Source organism: Pseudomonas sp. ADAK13, from assembly GCF_012935715.1.
GTDB lineage: Bacteria > Pseudomonadota > Gammaproteobacteria > Pseudomonadales > Pseudomonadaceae > Aquipseudomonas.
In genome coordinates, this window is record NZ_CP052860.1 from 4430804 (window position 1) to 4450171 (window position 19368).

Here is a 19368-nt window from a genome sequence, read left to right on the forward strand (position 1 = left end):
CTTTTTGTGCATCACAACAGGCTTACAGCACCTGAACGATAGCCTTGGTCACGGCATCGATGTTCTTCTGGTTCAACGCCGCCACACAGATGCGGCCAGTGTCCAGCGCGTAGATACCAAACTCGCTGCGCAGGCGGGTCACTTGCTCAACGCTCAGGCCGGAGTAGGAGAACATCCCGCGCTGGCGACCGACGAAGCTGAAGTCGTGGCCCGGAGCAGCCTTGGCCAGGTCAGCCACCATCTGCTCGCGCATGCCGCGGATGCGCAGGCGCATTTCGGCCAGTTCCGCTTCCCACTGGGCGCGCAGCTCAGGGTTGTTCAGCACCGCTGCCACGATCGCCGCGCCGTGGGTCGGCGGGTTGGAGTAGTTGGTGCGGATCACACGCTTGACCTGGGACAGGATGCGCGCGCTTTCTTCCTTGGAGTCGGTGACGATGGACAGGGCGCCCACGCGCTCGCCGTACAGCGAGAACGACTTGGAGAACGAGCTGGACACAAAGAAAGTCAGGCCCGATTCAGCAAACAGGCGCACGGCCGCGGCGTCTTCGTCGATGCCGTCGCCAAAGCCCTGGTAGGCCATGTCGAGGAACGGCACGAGGTTTTTCGCCTTGACCACGTCCAGCACTTGTTGCCAGTCGGCCGGGCTCAGGTCGACGCCGGTCGGGTTGTGGCAGCAGGCGTGCAGCACGACGATGGACTGCGGCGGCAGGGCGTTGAGGTCTTCCAGCAGGCCGGCGCGGTTGACGTCGTGGGTGGCGGCGTCGTAGTAGCGATAGGTCTGTACCGGGAAGCCGGCTTTTTCAAACAGCGCCTGGTGGTTTTCCCAGCTCGGGTCGCTGATGGCGACGACGGCGTTGGGCAGCAGTTGCTTGAGGAAGTCTGCGCCGATTTTCAGAGCGCCGGTGCCGCCGACTGCCTGGGCCGTGATCACACGGCCGGAGCTGATCAGTGGCGACTCAGCGCCGAACAGCAGCTTTTGCACGGCCTGGTCGTAGGCGACGATACCGTCGATCGGCAAGTAGCCACGGGCGGCGTGTTGCGCCACTCGAATGGCTTCCGCTTCGGCAACGGCACGCAAGAGTGGAATCTTCCCCTCCTCGTCGCAGTAAACGCCCACGCCAAGGTTGACCTTGGTGGTTCGGGTATCGGCGTTGAATGCTTCGTTGAGGCCCAGGATTGGATCGCGTGGTGCCATTTCGACAGCGGAGAACAGGCTCATTTTTGCGGCAGCTCTATAGAGAGTGGAGGGACGTGTCGCGCTCCAGCCGAATGCACTAGAGCGGTGCACAAACGGGGAGCTAGTATAGAGGCCATCAGGGCTCACGGCGACAGCCGAAACGGCTTTTCGGCCAAGTTTTTCGGTTTATTTACCGACCGTTAGTCTTATTGCAACATTGGTGGCCGAAGGCATGTAGGACGATTGCCTTGAAACCCGTCACATTCGCCTCCACTTCTACAGCTATCATGGTTTTTTCCTGCAACCTGCGCCGAACAGCCGCGGGTCGCGGTCTTTTTCGTCCCCGCTGCTTTTTCCGGCCCCGGGGTGACTCAAGAGGTACGTTATGTCGGATTTCCAGCTAGTCACCCGCTTCGAGCCCGCCGGCGATCAACCGGAAGCCATCCGCCTGATGGTCGAGGGCATCGAGGCCGGCCTGGCGCACCAGACCTTGCTCGGGGTGACCGGCTCCGGCAAGACCTTCAGCATTGCCAACGTGATCGCCCAGGTGAACCGCCCGACCCTGGTGCTGGCGCCGAACAAGACCCTGGCCGCGCAGCTGTATGGCGAGTTCAAGGCGTTCTTTCCGAACAACGCGGTGGAGTACTTCGTTTCCTACTACGACTACTACCAGCCGGAAGCCTACGTGCCGTCGTCCGACACCTTTATCGAGAAAGACGCCTCGATCAACGACCACATCGAGCAGATGCGGCTGTCGGCGACCAAGGCGCTGCTGGAGCGCAAGGACGCGATCATCGTCACCACGGTGTCGTGTATCTACGGTCTGGGCAGCCCGGAAACCTATTTGAAGATGGTGCTGCACGTCGACCGTGGCGACAAACTCGACCAGCGCGAACTGCTGCGCCGCCTGACGAGCCTGCAATACACCCGCAACGACATGGATTTCGCCCGGGCGAGCTTCCGCGTGCGTGGGGATGTGATCGACATCTACCCGGCGGAATCCGACCTGGAAGCGATCCGCATCGAGCTGTTCGATGATGAAGTCGAGAGCCTGTCGGCCTTCGACCCGTTGACCGGCGAAGTGATCCGCAAACTGCCGCGCTTCACCTTCTACCCGAAAAGCCACTACGTGACCCCGCGTGAAACCCTGATGGGCGCCATCGAGGGCATCAAGGGCGAACTGGTGGAGCGCCTGGAATACCTGCGCTCCAACAACAAGCTGGTGGAAGCCCAGCGCCTGGAGCAGCGCACCCGCTTCGACCTGGAGATGATCCTCGAACTGGGCTACTGCAACGGTATCGAAAACTACTCGCGCTACCTCTCGGGCCGCGAGTCTGGCCAGGCGCCGCCCACCCTGTTTGATTACCTGCCGGATGACGCCTTGCTGGTGATCGACGAGTCCCACGTCAGCGTGCCGCAGGTGGGGGCGATGTACAAAGGTGACCGTTCGCGTAAAGAAACGCTGGTGGAATACGGCTTCCGCCTGCCGTCGGCGCTGGATAACCGGCCGATGCGTTTCGACGAGTTCGAAGGCATCAGCCCGCAGACGATTTTTGTCTCGGCGACGCCGGGCAACTACGAGGCCGAACATGCCGGGCGTGTGATTGAACAACTGGTGCGCCCGACCGGCCTGGTGGACCCGCAAATCGAAATCCGCCCGGCGCTGACTCAGGTGGACGACTTGCTGTCGGAAATCACCAAGCGTGTGGCCCTGGAAGAGCGGGTGCTGGTCACCACGCTGACCAAGCGCATGTCTGAAGACTTGACCGATTACCTGGCCGACCACGGCGTGCGTGTGCGCTACTTGCACTCGGACATCGACACCGTGGAACGCGTGGAAATCATCCGCGACCTGCGCCTGGGCACCTTTGATGTGCTGGTGGGCATCAACCTGCTGCGGGAAGGTTTGGATATGCCGGAAGTGTCCCTGGTGGCGATTCTGGATGCGGACAAGGAGGGCTTCTTGCGTTCCGAGCGCTCGTTGATCCAGACCATTGGCCGCGCGGCGCGTAACCTCAATGGCCGGGCGATTCTGTATGCGGACCGGATCACCGGTTCCATGGAGCGCGCGATTGGCGAGACCGAGCGTCGTCGCGACAAGCAGATTGCCTACAACCTTGCGAACGGCATCACACCGAAGGGCGTGTTCAAGGACGTGGCCGACATCATGGAAGGCGCCACCGTACCGGGCTCGCGCAGCAAGAAGCGCAAGGGCATGGCCAAGGCGGCCGAGGAGAACGCCAAGTACGAAGCCGAATTGCGTTCGCCGAGCGAGATCACCAAGCGTATTCGCCAGCTGGAAGAGAAGATGTATCAGTTGGCGCGGGACCTGGAGTTTGAAGCGGCGGCGCAGATGCGCGATGAGATTGGCAAGTTGCGCGAGCGTCTGTTGGCTGTCTGATGTGCAGCGATGCAGCTTCTGTGGTGAGGGGGACAAGCCCCCTCACCACAGGTTTGGTGTACACAGTTATTCAGTGGGATTCCCCAGCCTTGAGCCCCGGCGGCAACGCCTTGGTCAACAAGATCGCCACCATGCTGATCCCCAGCGCCAACCCCACAAAGTGAAACGCATCGTTGTACGCCATGATCTGCGCCTGCTGATGCGCTATCTCGCTCAACTTGCCCAACGCCGCCGTCTCACTCCCAAACTTCTCGGTCAACGTCGCCATCCGCTCCGCCACCTGCGGATTGGTCGGCACAATCGCCTCCCGCAGATAATCAAAGTAGGTCTTGGTACGCGCATCCAGCAGCGTCGCCAGCAGCGCAATCCCGATCGCCCCGCCGAGGTTTCGCAGGATATTGAACAGGCTCGACGCCGACCCTGCGTCCTTCGGCAGGATGTACGCCGTGGCAATCAACGAAATCGTCACCATGATCAATGGCTGCCCCAGTGCGCGGATGATCTGGATGCGGTTGAACTGGTCGCCGGCAAAGTCCGGGTTGAGCACCCCCGACGAAAAACTCGCCAGCCCGAACAGCCCGAACCCCAGGGTGCACAGCCACTTGGGCGACACGTATTTCATCAGCTTGGGCACCAGCGGAATCAAAAACAGCTGCGGAACCCCCATCCACATGATCACTTCGCCGATTTGCAGGGCGTTGTAGTTCTGGATCTGCGCCAGGTACAGCGGCAGCAGATAAATCGAGCCGTATAACCCCACGCCCATCCCCAGGCTCGAAATACTCGACAGCCCGAAGTTGCGATTGCCGAGGATGCGCAGGTTGATCAGCGGGTTGGGCTTGGACATCTGCACGATCACAAAAGTGATCAGGCTCAGCAGGGCGACGGTGCCCAGGCTGAGGATCAGGCTCGATTCCAGCCAGTCTTTGCGATGGCCTTCTTCCAGGAACACCTGCAAACACCCAAGACCCACGGCCATGGTGACGATGCCGAGGTAGTCGGTGCTTTTGAGCAGGTCCCAGTTGGACGCCTTTTTTTCCAGGCCGTACAGCAGCCCGGCGATCATGATCAGGCCCGGCGGGATGTTGATGTAGAAGATGTATTCCCAGCCCCAGTTTTCGGTGAGCCAGCCGCCAATGGTCGGCCCGATGGAGGGGGCGAAGGTGGCGGTCATGGCGAACATGGCCATGCCTTTGGGGCGGTGATGTTCGGGCAACTTGATCAGGGTGAGGGTGAATGCCAGCGGGATCAGCGCTCCGCCGGTAAAGCCCTGCAAGGCGCGGAACACAATCATGCTTTCCAGGCTCCAGGCCATGGAGCACATCAGCGAGGCGATCAGGAACCCACCGGACACCCACACCGCCAGCCGGCGTGCCGACAACAGCTGCACCAGCCAGGCGGTGAGCGGGATCATGATGATTTCGGCCACAAGGTAGGAGGTGGAAATCCACGAGCCTTCTTCCAGGGTGGCCGACAGCGCGCCCTGGATGTCCTTGAGGGACGAGTTGGTGATCTGGATGTCGAGTACCGCCATAAAGGCGCCGAGCATCACGCTCATCACCGCGATCCAGTCGCGCCGAGTCGGTTCGCCGACCGGCGGCAGCAGTTGATCACCGGCCATCGTGCGGGTCTTGGATGTTCACTTTGACCGTCACCGACATGCCCGGGCGGATTTTGCCCTGCAGCGGGTTGTCAGCGGCGAAGGTCAGCTTGACCGGAATCCGTTGTACGACCTTGGTGAAGTTGCCCGTGGCATTGTCCGGCGGCAGCAGGCTGAATTGCGCGCCGGAGGCCCCGAACAGGTTGGCGACGCGGCCTTCGATCGGGGTGTCGCCGTAGGCATCAAAGGTCAGCTCGGCGGTTTGCCCGGGTTGCATGTGGCCGATCTGGGTTTCCTTGAAGTTGGCCTGCACCCAGATGTCCTGGTCGGGGACGATCGACAGCAGGTAGGCGCCGGCCTGTACGTATTGGCCATTGCGCGCGGCGCGCTGGCCGATCAGGCCGCTGATGGGGGCGTGGATTTCGCTGCGGGTCAGGTTCAGTTCGGCCTGGGCCAGGTCGGTCCTGGCGTTGGCGATCATCGCGTCGAGGCGCTTGATCTCGGCGTTCAGTGCGTTGACCTGCTGGCGCTGGCCCTGCAGGTCGGCCTGGGCCATGGTCACCTGGGAACGGGCGATGTGGTTGTCGGCGTCGAGGGTGGTCACCCGTTCTTCCGAGACGTAGCCGGGCTTGCGCAAGGTTTGCGCGCGGTTCAGGTCGATCTGCGAGCGGCCGAGGGTGGCCTGGCTGGAGGACACCTTGGCTTCACTGGCGGCAATCAGGCTGGCTTGCTGGGTGAGTTTGCTCTGGGCCTGCACGCGCTCGGCTTCGCGCATGGCCAGGGCGGCGTTGGCGCGGTCGACGGCGAGGTGGAAGTCGTCGCCTTCGAGTCTGACCAGCAGTTGGCCTTTTTCCACGTGTTCGTTATCACCGACCATGACCTCGACGATGCGCGCGCCCAACTGGCTGGAGACCCGGGTGATTTCGCCCTGGACGTAGGCGTTGTCGGTGCTTTCATAAAAGCGGCCCTTGAAGAACCACTGGGCGAAAAAGCCCGCGGCGATCAGGACCACGATAAACAGGAAGATAAACAGGCGGCGTTTGAGCGGGGCAGGCATGGCGATCATGTCGGTAACAAAAGGTAATGGAATATAGCCAGCGAACGGTCTGGCAAATAGCCATGTCGAGTCTTGAGACCGGAGCTTGTCTCATATGCCCTTTGTTCGCCTCCGCACGCTGGAGCCCAAGGGCTTGGGGCTGTTACCATTCGCCCCTTGTTTCATTTTCAGTTTTATCGCCAATTCGAGACCCGCCATGACCACCGTCCGCACGCGCATCGCGCCATCGCCTACTGGGGATCCCCACGTAGGTACTGCTTACATCGCCTTGTTCAACTACTGCTTTGCCAAGCAGCATGGCGGTGAATTCATCCTGCGGATCGAAGACACCGATCAACTGCGTTCCACCCGTGAGTCGGAACAGCAGATTTTCGATGCCCTGCGCTGGTTGGGCATTACCTGGGCTGAAGGCCCGGACGTCGGCGGCCCCCACGGCCCGTATCGCCAGAGCGAGCGCAGCGACATCTACAAGCAGTACACCCAGCAGTTGGTCGACATGGGCCACGCCTTCCCGTGCTTCTGCACCGCCGAAGAGCTGGACCAGATGCGCGCCGAGCAACAGGCCCGTGGCGAAACTCCGCGTTATGACGGCCGCGCACTGCTGCTGTCGAAAGAAGAAGTGGCCCGGCGCCTGGCCGCCGGCGAGCCGCACGTTATCCGCATGAAGGTGCCGAGTGAAGGCGTGTGCGTGGTGCCGGACATGCTGCGCGGCGACGTCGAGATCCCGTGGGACCGCATGGACATGCAAGTGCTGATGAAGACCGACGGCCTGCCGACGTACTTCCTGGCCAACGTGGTCGACGATCACCTGATGGGCATCACCCACGTGCTGCGTGGCGAAGAGTGGCTGCCGTCTGCGCCGAAACTGATCCTGCTGTACGAGTACTTCGGCTGGGAACAACCGCAGCTGTGCTATATGCCGCTGCTGCGTAACCCGGACAAGAGCAAGCTGTCCAAGCGCAAGAACCCGACCTCGGTGACCTTCTACGAGCGCATGGGCTTCATGCCGGAAGCGATGCTCAACTACCTGGGCCGCATGGGCTGGTCGATGCCGGACGAGCGCGAGAAGTTCTCGCTGCAGGAAATGGTCGATAACTTCGACTTGTCCCGCGTGTCCCTCGGCGGGCCGATCTTCGACATCGAGAAACTCTCGTGGCTCAACGGCCAGTGGCTGCGTGACCTGCCGGTGGAAGAGTTCGCCAGCCGTGTGCAGCAGTGGGCGTTGAACCCCGAGTACATGATGAAGATCGCGCCGCTGGTGCAGGGCAGGGTAGAGACGTTCAGCCAGGTGGCACCGTTGGCGAGTTTCTTCTTTGCCGGTGGCGTGAACCCGGATCCCAAGCTGTTTGAGTCGAAGAAGCTCTCGGGTGACCAGGTTCGCCAGTTGATGCAGTTGATCCTGTGGAAGCTCGAAAGCCTGCGCCAGTGGGAGAAGGATGCAATCACCGCGACGATCCAGGCGGTGGTTGAATCCCTGGAATTGAAACTGCGCGACGCCATGCCACTGATGTTTGCCGCGATCACCGGGCATGCCAGTTCGGTCTCCGTACTCGACGCGATGGAAATCCTGGGCCCGGACCTGACGCGTTTCCGTCTGCGCCAAGCCCTTGATTTGCTTGGTGGTGTGTCGAAGAAAGAAAACAAGGAATGGGAAAAGCTGCTGGGCGCTATCGCTTAAGCACGCTGTTGTAACGGCCAAACCCCGGTTTTCCGGGGTTTGCTCGGTAAGTGATTGTTATCTCGGCAAAAAATTTTGAAAATTGTTGAAAATAAATTTGACACGTTTCGAATACGCCATTAAGATTCGCCCCGTCCTCACCGACGAGGGGCTATAGCTCAGCTGGGAGAGCGCTTGCATGGCATGCAAGAGGTCAACGGTTCGATCCCGTTTAGCTCCACCAATTTACAGGTTCAAGGTCTGGCCACACCGTCCTTGAATCGATCAGTTCTCAGCGCTGATCATGTTGTACAGAAGGTTTGTGTCCCCTTCGTCTAGTGGCCTAGGACACCGCCCTTTCACGGCGGTAACAGGGGTTCGAGTCCCCTAGGGGACGCCAGTTTCAACAAGCAGTTCGAAAGGTCTGCTGCGCCGCGAGGCGAAAAATCCGGGGCTATAGCTCAGCTGGGAGAGCGCTTGCATGGCATGCAAGAGGTCAACGGTTCGATCCCGTTTAGCTCCACCAATTTACAGGTTCAAGGTCTGGCCACACCGTCCTTGAATCGATCAGTTCTCAGCGCTGATCAGTTGTACAGAAGGTTTGTGTCCCCTTCGTCTAGTGGCCTAGGACACCGCCCTTTCACGGCGGTAACAGGGGTTCGAGTCCCCTAGGGGACGCCACGATTACCCGCTCTGCGGGATTTTTAAGGGTCATTCAATTATTGAATGGCCCTTTTGTTTGTCTGGCGTTTGGCCAATCCCTCCTTTCTCTATCCGCTCTGTTCTTCTGACCAATGGTCATGCCGGTGGCTTGCGAAATATTATTATGGTAATAATATTCGAGGCATGAGATTCGGAGGCAACGATGAACGATAAAAAAGCACAAACCCGCGAACGTATTCTGCAAGCTGCCGGCGCCGCCTTGATCCAGCGTGGCCCGGCCGAGCCGAGTGTTGGCGAAGTGATGGGCGCTGCGGGGCTCACCGTCGGTGGTTTCTACGCGCACTTTGAAAGCAAGGACGCGTTGATGCTGGAGGCCTTCACCGCGTTGCTGGCCCGGCGTCGCGCCGCTGTTGAAGACATGGACTCGACGCTGACCGGCGAGGAGCGCCGTGCCCTGGTGGCAGCGTTCTACCTGTCGCGCAAACACCGCGACTCCACTTCCCAGGCGTGCCCTATTCCGTCCACCGTGGGCGAGATGAGCCGCTTGCCAGACGAGTTCCGCCAGGCCCTGAACGAGCATTGCGAATTGATGGCTGCCCAGCTGGCTGCCAGCCCCGAAGACACCGACAAGGCCTTGGCCGACATGGCGCTGATGATCGGCGGCTTGTCCCTGGCCCGCGCCCTGGGCCCGGGCGAATTGTCGGATCGTGTGTTGCGCGCGGCCAAGTCCGCAGTGCGTTAAGAACGGCTTCTGGCCTGAGGAATGAGCGATGGGCACGTTGAACTGGATTCGTGGCGTCAATGGCACCTTGGGCCGGCTGGCGCCGCAAACCGTCGCCAGCAAGATGCGTCGGGTATTCATGACGCCCCGGGATCTGCCGCCCCGTGACTGGGAGCTGCCGCTGCTGGCGCAATCGGAGCGCATCACCTTGCGTTTCGGCTTGTCGGCGCTGAAATGGGGCCAGGGCCCGGCCGTGTTGTTGATGCACGGTTGGGAAGGGCGCCCAACGCAATTCGCCAGCCTGATCACTGCATTGGTGGAGGCGGGTTATTCGGTGATTGCCTTGGACGGTCCGGCCCATGGGCGCTCGCCGGGGCGGGAAGCCCATGTGCTGCTGTTTGCTCGCGCCATGCTGGAAGCGGCCGCCGAGCTGCCACCGTTGCACGCTGTCGTCGGTCACTCCATGGGCGGCGCCAGTGCGATGCTGGCGGTGCAGTTGGGGTTGCGCACCGAGGCGCTGGTCAGCATCGCCGCACCTTCACGGTTTCTCGACGTATTGCGCGGCTTTGCCGGCATGGTCGGTTTGCCGGCACGGGCGCGTTCGGCGTTTATCCAGCAGGTCGAACTGACGATGGGTATGCCGCTCAAGCACCTCGACGTCGCTCACTATCAAATGAATATCCCGGGCCTGATCGTGCACGCCGAAGACGACACCTTCGTCTCGGTCAAAGCCTGCCAGGTGATCCATGACGCCTGGTTCGACAGCCGCCTGCTGCGCCTGGAGCAGGGCGGCCACCAGAAGGTGCTGGCAGACCCGCGCGTGATCGAAGGCGTACTGGCACTGCTGGCCGGCCGCCACGTGCCGGAGCGCCAAACCGCCTGAACCATGGGTTACACTGCTCCCCGCCGACATTAATCGACCGGGAGCACCGCATGGGCTGGGATTTGGCAACGCCGTTTATCATCGATCTTCAGGTCGGTACCGAAGACATCGACGGGCTTGGGCACGCCAACAACGCCGTGTACGTGTCCTGGCTGGAACGCTGCGCCTGGCGCCACTCCCAGCGCCTGGGGCTGGACCTCACCGAGTATCGCCGGCTGGACCGCGCCATGGCGGTGGTGCGCCATGAGATCGATTACCTCGCGGCGGGCTACGAAGGCGACGAGCTGCAGCTGGCCACCTGGATCGTCGACTGGGACCAGCGCCTGAAAATGACCCGCCGCTTCCAGCTGGTGCGCCCGCGTGACGGTGCCACCTTGCTGCGAGCGCAAACCACCTTTGTCTGCATCGAGCTGTCCAGTGGCAAGCCCAAGCGCATGCCGTCGGAATTTCTTGAGGGTTACGGCCCTGCGCTGCAAGGCGAATTACCCTCCGGCGCCTGAAACCCGTAAACTGCGCCACGTTTTTCGTTGAGTGTTTTCCATGCAAATTGCTTTGGCGCCCATGGAGGGGTTGGTCGACAACATCCTGCGGGACGTGCTGACCCGGGTTGGCGGTATTGATTGGTGCGTGACCGAGTTCATCCGGGTCAACGACCGCCTGCTCACGCCTGCCTATTTCCACAAACTCGCCCCTGAGTTGCTGCACGGTGCCAAAACCGCTGCCGGCGTACCACTGCGCGTGCAGTTACTGGGTTCAGACCCGGTGTGCCTCGCCGAAAACGCCGCCTTGGCCTGCGAGCTGGGCTCCCAGGTGGTCGACCTCAACTTCGGCTGCCCGGCCAAGACCGTCAACAAGTCCCGTGGCGGCGCGGTGCTGCTCAAGGAGCCGGAGCTGCTCAACCAGATCGTCGAGCACGTACGGCGCGCCGTGCCTGCGCATATTCCCGTTACCGCGAAGATGCGCCTGGGCTTCGACAGCCCGGACGGTGCCCTGGTGTGCGCCACCGCCCTGGCTGAAGGCGGTGCGGCGCATATCGTGGTGCATGCGCGTACCAAGACCGACGGCTACAAGCCGCCGGCGCACTGGGAGTGGATCCCGCGTGTGCAGGAGGTGGTCAAGGTGCCGGTGTTCGCCAACGGCGATATCTGGAGCGTTGAAGACTGGCGACGTTGCCGCGAGATCAGCGGCGTCGAAGACATCATGCTCGGCCGCGGCCTGGTGGCCCGCCCGGACCTGGCCCGGCAGATTGCGGCTGCTCGTGCGGGCGAAGAAGTGGTGGAGATGACTTGGGCGCAGATGCAACCAATGCTGCATGAGTTCTGGCGGCAATCGGTGGAGCAACTGACCGAGCGCCAGGCGCCGGGTCGTTTGAAGCAGTGGCTGGCCATGCTGACCCGCAACTACCCCGAGGCGGTGGAGTTATTTACGGCGATGCGCCGGGAAACTGACCTGGAGCAAGTGGGGCGATTGCTGGGGATGCCCGGTCAGCGGCCTGAGGCGTTGGTGTTGCAAGATTAAGTTTATATATATAGAAGTTTCATTGTTTATTTCAGGGGCGCTTCGGGCGCCCCTTTTTTTTGCTTGAAATTACCCTCGCGCATAAATTCTTGAAGTAACTGGGTGGTTGTCGGTGTGGCGAAAGTATTCTTTGTGTGGAGTGGTTTCTTTATATGTGTAAGTTGTTTTGTTTTTCGGGTTTTAGTAATGCCGGATTTTTACACGTAGTAGGTTGATCCGGCCGGGCTGAAGTATTTGCGCGCGTGGCAATTAACACAGGTTCGCCGTTTTATTTGGGATCCGTGATTTCATTAAATTGCGTGCGGTACTGACTGTTGCTCTATGTATCGGGCGCGTTTTCGTACAGGGTGAGGCTGGACACGACTTTTCTATGGATGTCCATAGGAGAAAGTCTCTGCTCGCCTTATGGTTTCCTTATGTGAAGCCCGATTATCGGAACTCAACCGCCTCACGCCCCACGAAAGTAGGGAGTGCCAACACTCGTGCATGTTTTTACTTCCCATTGAAGACACGGGTTCCCTGCACCGCCCGCCGGTTCAGAGGAACGCCGAATAAGGATGAGTCCATGTCTAATCTGTCGATTAACACTACTGTGCCCATGAATACTGACTATCGTCCATTGGATCGAGAGCAGGTGGTTAATAAGTCTCGCGATAACCAGGCGCTCAATGGTTTATCCACCACCGTGATCCGTAATAATGACTTAGCGCCAAAAGACAGTAACGTTACGGTAAGCAAGGATGCTCTGGAAAAGTTGTTTGAGATGTTTGATTATGCCTTCAAGGCCATACGCAGCATGTTGGCGGCCCAGGGGGGGCAGCCCAAGCGGGAGCTTGACGCTGCCCCTTTACCTAAAGTGCCGCCAGAGACAGGCCCGCAGTCGAAGGTGATGCCGGAAGCCAGCCCTCAACCCAAGGTAATCCCCGGCCCGGCGCCGAAAGATGTACCGGACGCCAGTGTCCTGCCGAAGGTGATGCCAGAGGCGAGTCCACAGCCGAAAGTAGTCCCGGGCCCGGCGCCCAAAGATGTACCGGACGCCAAAGTCCTGCCGAAGGTGATGCCAGAGGCCGACCCTCAACCGAAAGTGGTTCCAGCCCCTGCGCCCAATGTCAGGCCGGATGCCGAGCAGCAGAATAAGCTGACGAATGATATTAACCTGACCGTTCAGGTGCTTAACTGCCACTGCCCTCACCCTGAGACGAAAGTGGCCCCCCATGCGACAGTCACGCGAGACGTCGATGGCAAAACCGTGGTGGTGCCGCACCTGCCGGTTACACCCACGGTTGACGCCAACACCCCGGTGGTGCCTCAGCCGCCGTTAAAACCCGCCATCGATAACAAAACGCCAGTCATTCCACAGCCTCCCGTTAAGTCCGAAGTCGATCCAGAAACGCCAATAGTGCCGCAGCCCGAAGTGACGCCAGACGTGCGTCCTTCGCCGGAGACGGATTTGACGGCTCCGGGGCCCGCCGAAGACCGTTCGAACGAGGTCTTCAATCGGCGTAGCCGGAGCCGGTTCGATAACAGTTGGCGGGTTGATACCGGTCGCCGGACGAAGGTGTAAACCCCTGACAGATTCACATAACTAACTGAAAGCGGTTGCTCCCTGTGCTTGGTTACGCCGGGGAGCACTGTGTAAATAGAGGCGAGTGTATGACTGGTATGACGATTAGCAGTGGAGTGGTTCTAAAGTCTGAGTACTTGCAACGTGAGTCGGGTGTGGCAGTGACGATGAATAACGTTTCGAGGGGGATAGGTTTTTCGACCAGCAACGCTTTATCCCATGACAATAACGCTCAGGGCAGTGTCCGTGATACGGAGCAGAGTTCACAGCTACTTAACAACTTGCATGAAATGTTCACCCGGTTTTTTACCCAGTTACAAAGCCTGCTGTCGGACAAGAGCGCCAACGTTGCGCGTGACACAACGCCCGTGCCCCAGCCGCGAGTAGTGCCGAAACCGGACACGCCAATGCCTGATCCCCAGGCAACTCATCTTCCGGATCTTTCCAGCAAGCGGGGTGGGGCCAAGGCCGATGATATCTGGGGCGGGTTCCGCCAGGGGCCTGATGGTAACTGTGTGACGGTATCGGCTATCAAGGCGGCGATGGCGAAGTTTGGCCAGAGCCCGACGGATATTTATAAAGAGGTTAAAAAAATAGCCGAGGGTTACCGGGTCACCATGCGCGACGGATTTGCTCTCACGTTAAGCCGTCAGGAGTTGGCCGAGGGCATTCGCGGGGCAAAGTTTGTTGGCCGCGATAAGCAAATGCTCAAGGACGCCCACTTTTTGTTTGCGGTAAGCGCCAAGCGGGCACAGATGGAAAACAATGACGGCACTGCGAAGCGAAGTTTTAGTGCGGCGGTTCGCAGCCTCAATGATGGGGAAGATGAGAGGGGGGCGGGAGAGGGGTTCCTGCGGCTAGGTTTAAAGTCGCATATGAAGAAAGTGTCGGTCAGTACACTGGCAAAAGGCACTCTCGGCATGGTCAACCGCACCGGGCACTCCGTGGCAGTGATCAACGGTATTGAAGAGTTGTATGGGAAAAAGGGTGGCGCGCCAAGACGCGGCGATGCCATTGCGTTGGTGTGATACCAGTCAATGCGCTTTAGAACATTCTTCTAAATAAGGTTCTGTTTTTTGTGCAACACGAGCGGTGAGGTCGAGTCAATCTCCCCCGGCAGGGTCACTGTGCCTGTTGGTTGGCTCGATGCTGTCTCGCCGTGATCGCACGTTAATTATAAATGTGGAGAAGCAGGAGATGGTTTATTCAGTTTTGAGCGGTTTAAAGGGCAATGAGTTCTCACACGTTCCATTGTTGGAAAAGAGCAGCCAAGGACCTCTATCCGCCAGCAACACTTCGGGGCTTAACGTTACTTCTAATAAAAGTGTGTATGGCCCACGGGCGTCCGGGAATGATGCCTGGACAGATATATTAACGTCCCTGAATACAGTCATGGGCTGGATACGGGAGATGCTCGGTGGCGATGCAACAACCACAGATAAAAAAACAATAACCCCGGACACACAGCCTTCCGTAAAAGTGGTACCCGACAAGGCGATTGCGATAGATATTCCCAAACCCGTCATGCCCGATCCTTCGGCGGATTATTCACTGAGGAAACACAGCGCAAAACCTAAAGACATCGTTAACGCTTTCACTGCGACTGAGCGACGTTTTGGCGAGCACTTTGATGTCAGCACCCACGCGGCAGTCATCAAGATGATGATGCTCAAATTTGGTCAAAGCCCTGCCGATGTATTTGAGGAAGTAAAGCCGTCCGCCGAGGGATACGACATCACCATGAGGGACGGTTACACGGTGAGTGTGACCCACGACGAATTGAAGCGTGCGACGCAGGCATCAAGGTTTGCTGGTAACGACCCGAGTGCGATACAGGACGCCAATTTCATATTTGCCGCGTTTGTGAAGCGTAAACAGATGGAAGCCTTGGACGCCGGTGCAAACTCTGGCTTTAACGATGCGCTGACGAAGACCCTGTCCGGTGAAACAGTGCATCGGGCTTTAAAGGGACTGGGCATGATTGGCTTCATGCAATACGTCTCTTCGGATTTCCTGCAGGGCAAGGACACTGTTGGTGTCATGGATACACATTATCGTGGTGCATCCTTGGTACTCGGGGGAGTCAAGCATAACTATCAGAAGCCGGAGGGGCTCGACAGAGCCATGGGCTACAGGCTTACCGGCGATGAAACCCTGACGAATGAGGCACTCATTAATCCGGGCACAGACACCGTTCAGCTTTCCGGTGTGCCGGTAGGGGTCAAGCCGGCGAATATCTGGGGTGGGTTTTACCAGGGCGTAGAAGGTAATTGCGTGACCGTATCGGCGATGAAAGCCGCCATGATGAAGCTGGGGCAAAATCCCGCGGGTATCTACAAGCAGATCGGCGCAACAGAGAATGGCTACGCAGTCGTCATGCGCGATGGTTTCAGGTTGCGCATCAGTCACGAAGAGTTAAAAAAGGCCGAGCAACATTCCAACCTCAACGGTACGGACACGGTGTTGCTCAAGGATGCCAACTTTTTATACGCGGTGAGTGCCAAGCGGGCACAGTTGGAAAATCACGAGGACCGTGCAGCACAGGGTTTTGAGGTGGCAATGGACACCCTCAACAATGGTGAAGCCCCGGGAGAGGCATTCCGCCGTCTGGGGCTCTACGCCTATACGCGGCCGAGTACTGCCCGGGAGTTGGCCAACGGGGCATTGGGCACCCTGGCCAACTACCAGCATTCAGTCGTGGCCGTAAACGGCGTCATAGACCTCTATGGGGCCAAGGAATCGCTGGCGTCGTCGACCTGGAATAACCCGAACAGCTTCGCCATAAAGCTGGTCTAGGCACTACAGCAAGAGCTGTCGAAACCCCTCGGCGGGCACTGGCCGACTGTGCAGATACCCCTGGTATAGATGGCAACCCAACCCCTGCAGAAACGCCAGTTGCTCAGGAGTTTCCACGCCCTCGGCAATCACCTCCAGGTTCAGGCTGCGAGCCATGGCCACGATGGCGCGGATGATTTCTGCGTCGTTGGGGTCATGGGTCGCATCGCGCACGAATGACTGGTCGATCTTCAGCGCGTCCACTGGCAGGCGCTTGAGGTACGTCAGTGATGAATAGCCGGTGCCAAAGTCATCCATCGCAAAACTCACACCGAGTTTCTTCAGGCGGCGCATTTTACTGATGGTGTCGTCCAGGTTCTGGATCACAATGCCTTCGGTGATTTCCAGTTTCAGCAGCGTAAAGGGCAATTGGTGCGTACGCAGGCTGCGTTCCACCCGTTCGACAAAGTCGTTCTGGCGAAACTGCCGTGGGCTGATGTTGACGCACAGGCTGAAGTTCAACGGGTCCACCAGGCCCTCGGCGATCAGCCGGGCGAACGTCCCGCAGGCCTCGTCGAGGATCCAGGTGCCTACTTCCAGAATCAGCCCGCTGTCTTCCAGCACCTTGATGAATTCCGTCGGCGATTGCGCGCCCAGTTGCGGGTGCTGCCAGCGCACCAGGGCTTCAGCGCCGACGATCCGGTTGCCCCGGGCATCCACCTGTGGCTGGTAGTGCACGCTGAATTCACCGCGAGACAAGGCCAGGCGCAGGTCGGTTTCCATGCGCAGCCGCTCGCTGGCGGTTTTCTGCATGCTGTTGTGGAACATCTGGGTGGTGTTGCGTCCGGAATCCTTGGCCCGGTACAGGGCGATGTCGGCGCGCTTGAGCAAATCCGCCGGGGTGGAACCGTGATCGGGAATCAGTGCCACGCCAATGCTCGGGGTGACCTGCAGGCGGTGGCCGTCGAGAAACATCGGTTCGGATAACAGTTCGCGCAGGGTATCGGCCAGCTCCTGGACCTGAGCGCTGACTTGCTGGCGCGTACCTTCCAGGCCGCTGAGCAGCACCACAAACTCATCGCCTCCCAGGCGGGCCACGGTGTCTTCCATGCGCACGCTGGCTTCGAGGCGCGCGGTGACGATCTTCAGCACCGTGTCGCCCACCGGGTGGCCGAGGGAATCGTTGATGTGCTTGAAGTGGTCCAGGTCGAGAAACAGCAGCGCGCCCCGCAGGTTGTGGCGCTTGAGCAGGGCGATCTGCTGGCTCAGGCGGTCCATCAGCAAGGCTCGGTTGGGCAGGTTGGTCAGCGGGTCGTGATAGGCCAGGTGGCGAATCTGCGCCTGGGCGTTTTTCAGCAGGCTGACGTCCCGGGCGGTCAGCAGCAGGCACGGGGTTTCATTGAGGGTGATGGGTTCCACCGACACTTCAACCGCCAGCACGTCGCCGCGCTTGTTGTGCCAGAGCATTTCCAAGTGATGAATGCGGCCCTTGATCTGCAGCTCGGCCAGCAGTGCGGCACGCTGGTTTTCATCGGCCCAGATACCGATCTGGTACAGCGTCAGGCCAATCGCCTCTTCGGCGCGGTAGCCGGTCAGGCGGCAGAAGCCGTCATTCACTTCCACGTAGCGCCCGGTATCGCGCTCGGTGATCGACACGGCGTCGGGGCTGGAGTGAAAGGCCTTGGCGAATTTCTCTTCGCTGGCCTTGAGCGCCGCTTCCGAGCGTTGCTGCTGGGTGATGTCCCGCAGGGTGGTGACAATGCAGGGCTGGTCGCCGACCTGGATCAGACGGCTGGAAATCACGCACGTCAGCGTCTGGCCGTTTTTGTGATGGACGATGATTGCCACGTTGCTCAGGGCCTGTTCGCGAATCACCTGCTCGATGCGTTGCAGGCGCTGGCTGGACTCGTCCCACAGGCCGATGTGTTCTGCGTTGTTGTTGATCACCTCGGCGGCGGTCCAGCCGAAGGTTTGGGTGAAGGCCGGGTTGATCTCGATGAACTGCCCGGTTTCCAGGCGCGTGACGCAAATCGGGTCGGGGCTGGCGAGGAACAGGCTGGCAAATTTTTCTTCCGAGGCGATCAGGCGTTGCTCGCGCTCAACCTGGTCGGTGATGTCCAGCAGGGTCCCGGCCATGCGCAGCGGCACGCCCAGGTCATCGCGATAAAGGCGGGCGCGGCTCTCCAGGTAGCGGGAGCTGCCATCTTCCAGTTGCACGCGATAGGTCAGTTGGTAGTTGCCCGCCGGGCCTTCCCGCAGGGTGCGGTAGGCGTTGCGCATGTTCTCGCGCTCTTCATCGGGCATGCCTTCAAAAAAGGCGTCGAAGGATTCGTGGAACGGTTGGGGTTCCAGGCCGTGTAATTGGGCGGCGCGGGCCGAGCCGTAGAGCATGCCGCTGGGAATGTGCCAGTCCCAGGTGCCCAGCTGTGCCGAGTCCAGGGCCAGGTCGAGGCGTTCCTGGCTGTCCTTGAGGGCTTGCTCGGCATTCTTGCGCTCAGTGGTGTCGAGGAAGGTGCTGATCAGATAGTCCTCGCCGTCCAGCTCGACTTTTTGGGCGCTGAGGGTACCGTCGTGGATTTGCCCGTTGCTGGCGCGAAACTGCACCTCCATGGTGATAGGGGTGCCTTTGCGCTGGGTGGCCTTGATCAGCAGTGCGCGTTGCTCGGGATGCACCCAGAGGCCCAGGTCGAGGGTGCTGCGGCCGATGGCATCGGCCAGCGGCCAGCCGAACAGGCTTTCGAAGTACTGGTTGGCTTCGCTGATCAGACCGTCGGCCTGACGGGTCAGCAGTACCATCAGCGGGCACAAGTGAAACAGCGTGGCGAAGCGCTTTTCCGAATGGCTGAGGGCGTGCTCACGCTCGCGTTGCTGGGTGATCTCGCGGATCACTCCGATCATCCGGCGGCGACCGGTCTTTTCCGGCTGCAGGCTACCGTTGATTTCCAGCCAGTGCAGGCTGCCATCCGGCCATTGGATGCGGTGATGCATGGCCTGGGCGAACGGTTCGCCCGCCAGCACCGCGTGAAACGCCCGCACCACTTTGGCCCGGTCTTCGGCGGGCAGCAGGTCGAGGTATTCCAGGTCCTTGGGCAGCGGCTGGCGGGGATCGAAGCCAAACAATGCCTGCGTACCCCGGGACCAGCTGATCCGGCCGGTATCGATGTCCCAGCTCCAGGCGCCCAGCCTGGCAGCGTTGAGCGCCGCCAGCAGTTGCGGCGCGCTGTCCCAGCTTTGCTCCGCCTCCTGTGGGTCGAGGGCGTAGATGCGGGGCAGGGGTGGCACGGTATCGACGGGGTTGCGCATTATCAAAGGGCCTTGGCTCATTGGGCGTTCGGCGCGGGTTCACGGTCTA

13 protein-coding genes and 4 tRNA genes are annotated in these 19368 nt (G+C 60.0%); 13 read left to right on the forward strand and 4 right to left on the reverse strand.

Going from position 1 to position 19368, the window contains the following annotated elements; translation table 11 throughout:
- Positions 1 to 22: 22 nt before the first annotated feature.
- Entirely contained in the window at positions 23 to 1219 is a 1197-nt protein-coding gene (locus HKK54_RS20525; RefSeq protein ID WP_010175780.1) for an amino acid aminotransferase, read from the reverse strand.
- A gap of 343 nt (positions 1220 to 1562) precedes the next feature.
- Here HKK54_RS20525 and uvrB point away from each other — a divergent pair, with 343 nt between their 5' ends.
- Complete coding sequence (gene uvrB, locus HKK54_RS20530) at positions 1563 to 3578, forward strand: excinuclease ABC subunit UvrB (RefSeq protein ID WP_010175778.1); 2016 nt, start codon at positions 1563 to 1565, stop codon at positions 3576 to 3578.
- A 70-nt stretch (positions 3579 to 3648) separates the two neighbouring features.
- Here the strand turns inward: uvrB and HKK54_RS20535 are convergent, their stop codons facing one another.
- Positions 3649 to 5139: an MDR family MFS transporter gene (locus HKK54_RS20535; RefSeq protein ID WP_178121034.1), complete on the reverse strand. Its 1491-nt coding sequence runs from the start codon at positions 5137 to 5139 to the stop codon at positions 3649 to 3651.
- A 49-nt stretch (positions 5140 to 5188) separates the two neighbouring features.
- Positions 5189 to 6235 carry an HlyD family secretion protein gene (locus HKK54_RS20540; RefSeq protein WP_169387634.1) on the reverse strand — a complete coding sequence of 349 codons (1047 nt, stop codon included), beginning with the start codon at positions 6233 to 6235 and terminating at the stop codon, positions 5189 to 5191.
- A 196-nt stretch (positions 6236 to 6431) separates the two neighbouring features.
- On the opposite strand from HKK54_RS20540, the gene gltX reads away from it, so the two are divergent.
- The 12 genes from gltX (at position 6432) to HKK54_RS20600 (ending at position 16037) form a co-directional block, all read left to right on the forward strand.
- Positions 6432 to 7913: a glutamate--tRNA ligase gene (gene gltX / locus HKK54_RS20545; RefSeq protein ID WP_010175772.1), complete on the forward strand. Its 1482-nt coding sequence runs from the start codon at positions 6432 to 6434 to the stop codon at positions 7911 to 7913.
- A gap of 147 nt (positions 7914 to 8060) precedes the next feature.
- Positions 8061 to 8136 (forward strand) — tRNA-Ala (locus HKK54_RS20550).
- An 80-nt stretch (positions 8137 to 8216) separates the two neighbouring features.
- Positions 8217 to 8292: transfer RNA gene (locus tag HKK54_RS20555), tRNA-Glu, on the forward strand.
- A gap of 50 nt (positions 8293 to 8342) precedes the next feature.
- Positions 8343 to 8418, forward strand: a tRNA-Ala gene (locus HKK54_RS20560).
- 79 nt (positions 8419 to 8497) lie between these two features.
- Positions 8498 to 8573 (forward strand) — tRNA-Glu (locus tag HKK54_RS20565).
- A 184-nt stretch (positions 8574 to 8757) separates the two neighbouring features.
- Positions 8758 to 9297, forward strand: a complete 540-nt coding sequence (locus tag HKK54_RS20570; RefSeq protein WP_010175770.1) for a TetR/AcrR family transcriptional regulator — start codon at positions 8758 to 8760, stop codon at positions 9295 to 9297.
- Between the two features lie 28 nt (positions 9298 to 9325).
- The gene (locus tag HKK54_RS20575) at positions 9326 to 10159 is read left to right on the forward strand and encodes an alpha/beta hydrolase (protein ID WP_169387635.1); all 834 of its coding nucleotides are present in this window, start codon (positions 9326 to 9328) and stop codon (positions 10157 to 10159) included.
- A gap of 50 nt (positions 10160 to 10209) precedes the next feature.
- Positions 10210 to 10659: an acyl-CoA thioesterase gene (locus HKK54_RS20580; RefSeq protein ID WP_169387636.1), complete on the forward strand. Its 450-nt coding sequence runs from the start codon at positions 10210 to 10212 to the stop codon at positions 10657 to 10659.
- 40 nt (positions 10660 to 10699) lie between these two features.
- Positions 10700 to 11677: a tRNA dihydrouridine synthase gene (locus tag HKK54_RS20585; RefSeq protein ID WP_169387637.1), complete on the forward strand. Its 978-nt coding sequence runs from the start codon at positions 10700 to 10702 to the stop codon at positions 11675 to 11677.
- A 565-nt stretch (positions 11678 to 12242) separates the two neighbouring features.
- Positions 12243 to 13241, forward strand: a complete 999-nt coding sequence (locus tag HKK54_RS20590) for a hypothetical protein (RefSeq protein ID WP_169387638.1) — start codon at positions 12243 to 12245, stop codon at positions 13239 to 13241.
- A gap of 89 nt (positions 13242 to 13330) precedes the next feature.
- A complete protein-coding gene (locus HKK54_RS20595; RefSeq protein WP_169387639.1) occupies positions 13331 to 14269 on the forward strand; it encodes a hypothetical protein in 939 nt (312 codons plus the stop codon).
- A gap of 118 nt (positions 14270 to 14387) precedes the next feature.
- Positions 14388 to 16037, forward strand: coding sequence for a hypothetical protein (locus tag HKK54_RS20600; protein WP_178120989.1), 1650 nt, complete (start codon positions 14388 to 14390; stop codon positions 16035 to 16037).
- Between the two features lie 3 nt (positions 16038 to 16040).
- Here HKK54_RS20600 and HKK54_RS20605 read toward each other — a convergent pair whose 3' ends face one another.
- Positions 16041 to 19319 (reverse strand): EAL domain-containing protein, encoded by a 3279-nt coding sequence (locus HKK54_RS20605; protein WP_169387640.1) that lies wholly within the window; start codon positions 19317 to 19319, stop codon positions 16041 to 16043.
- Positions 19320 to 19368 lie beyond the last annotated feature (49 nt).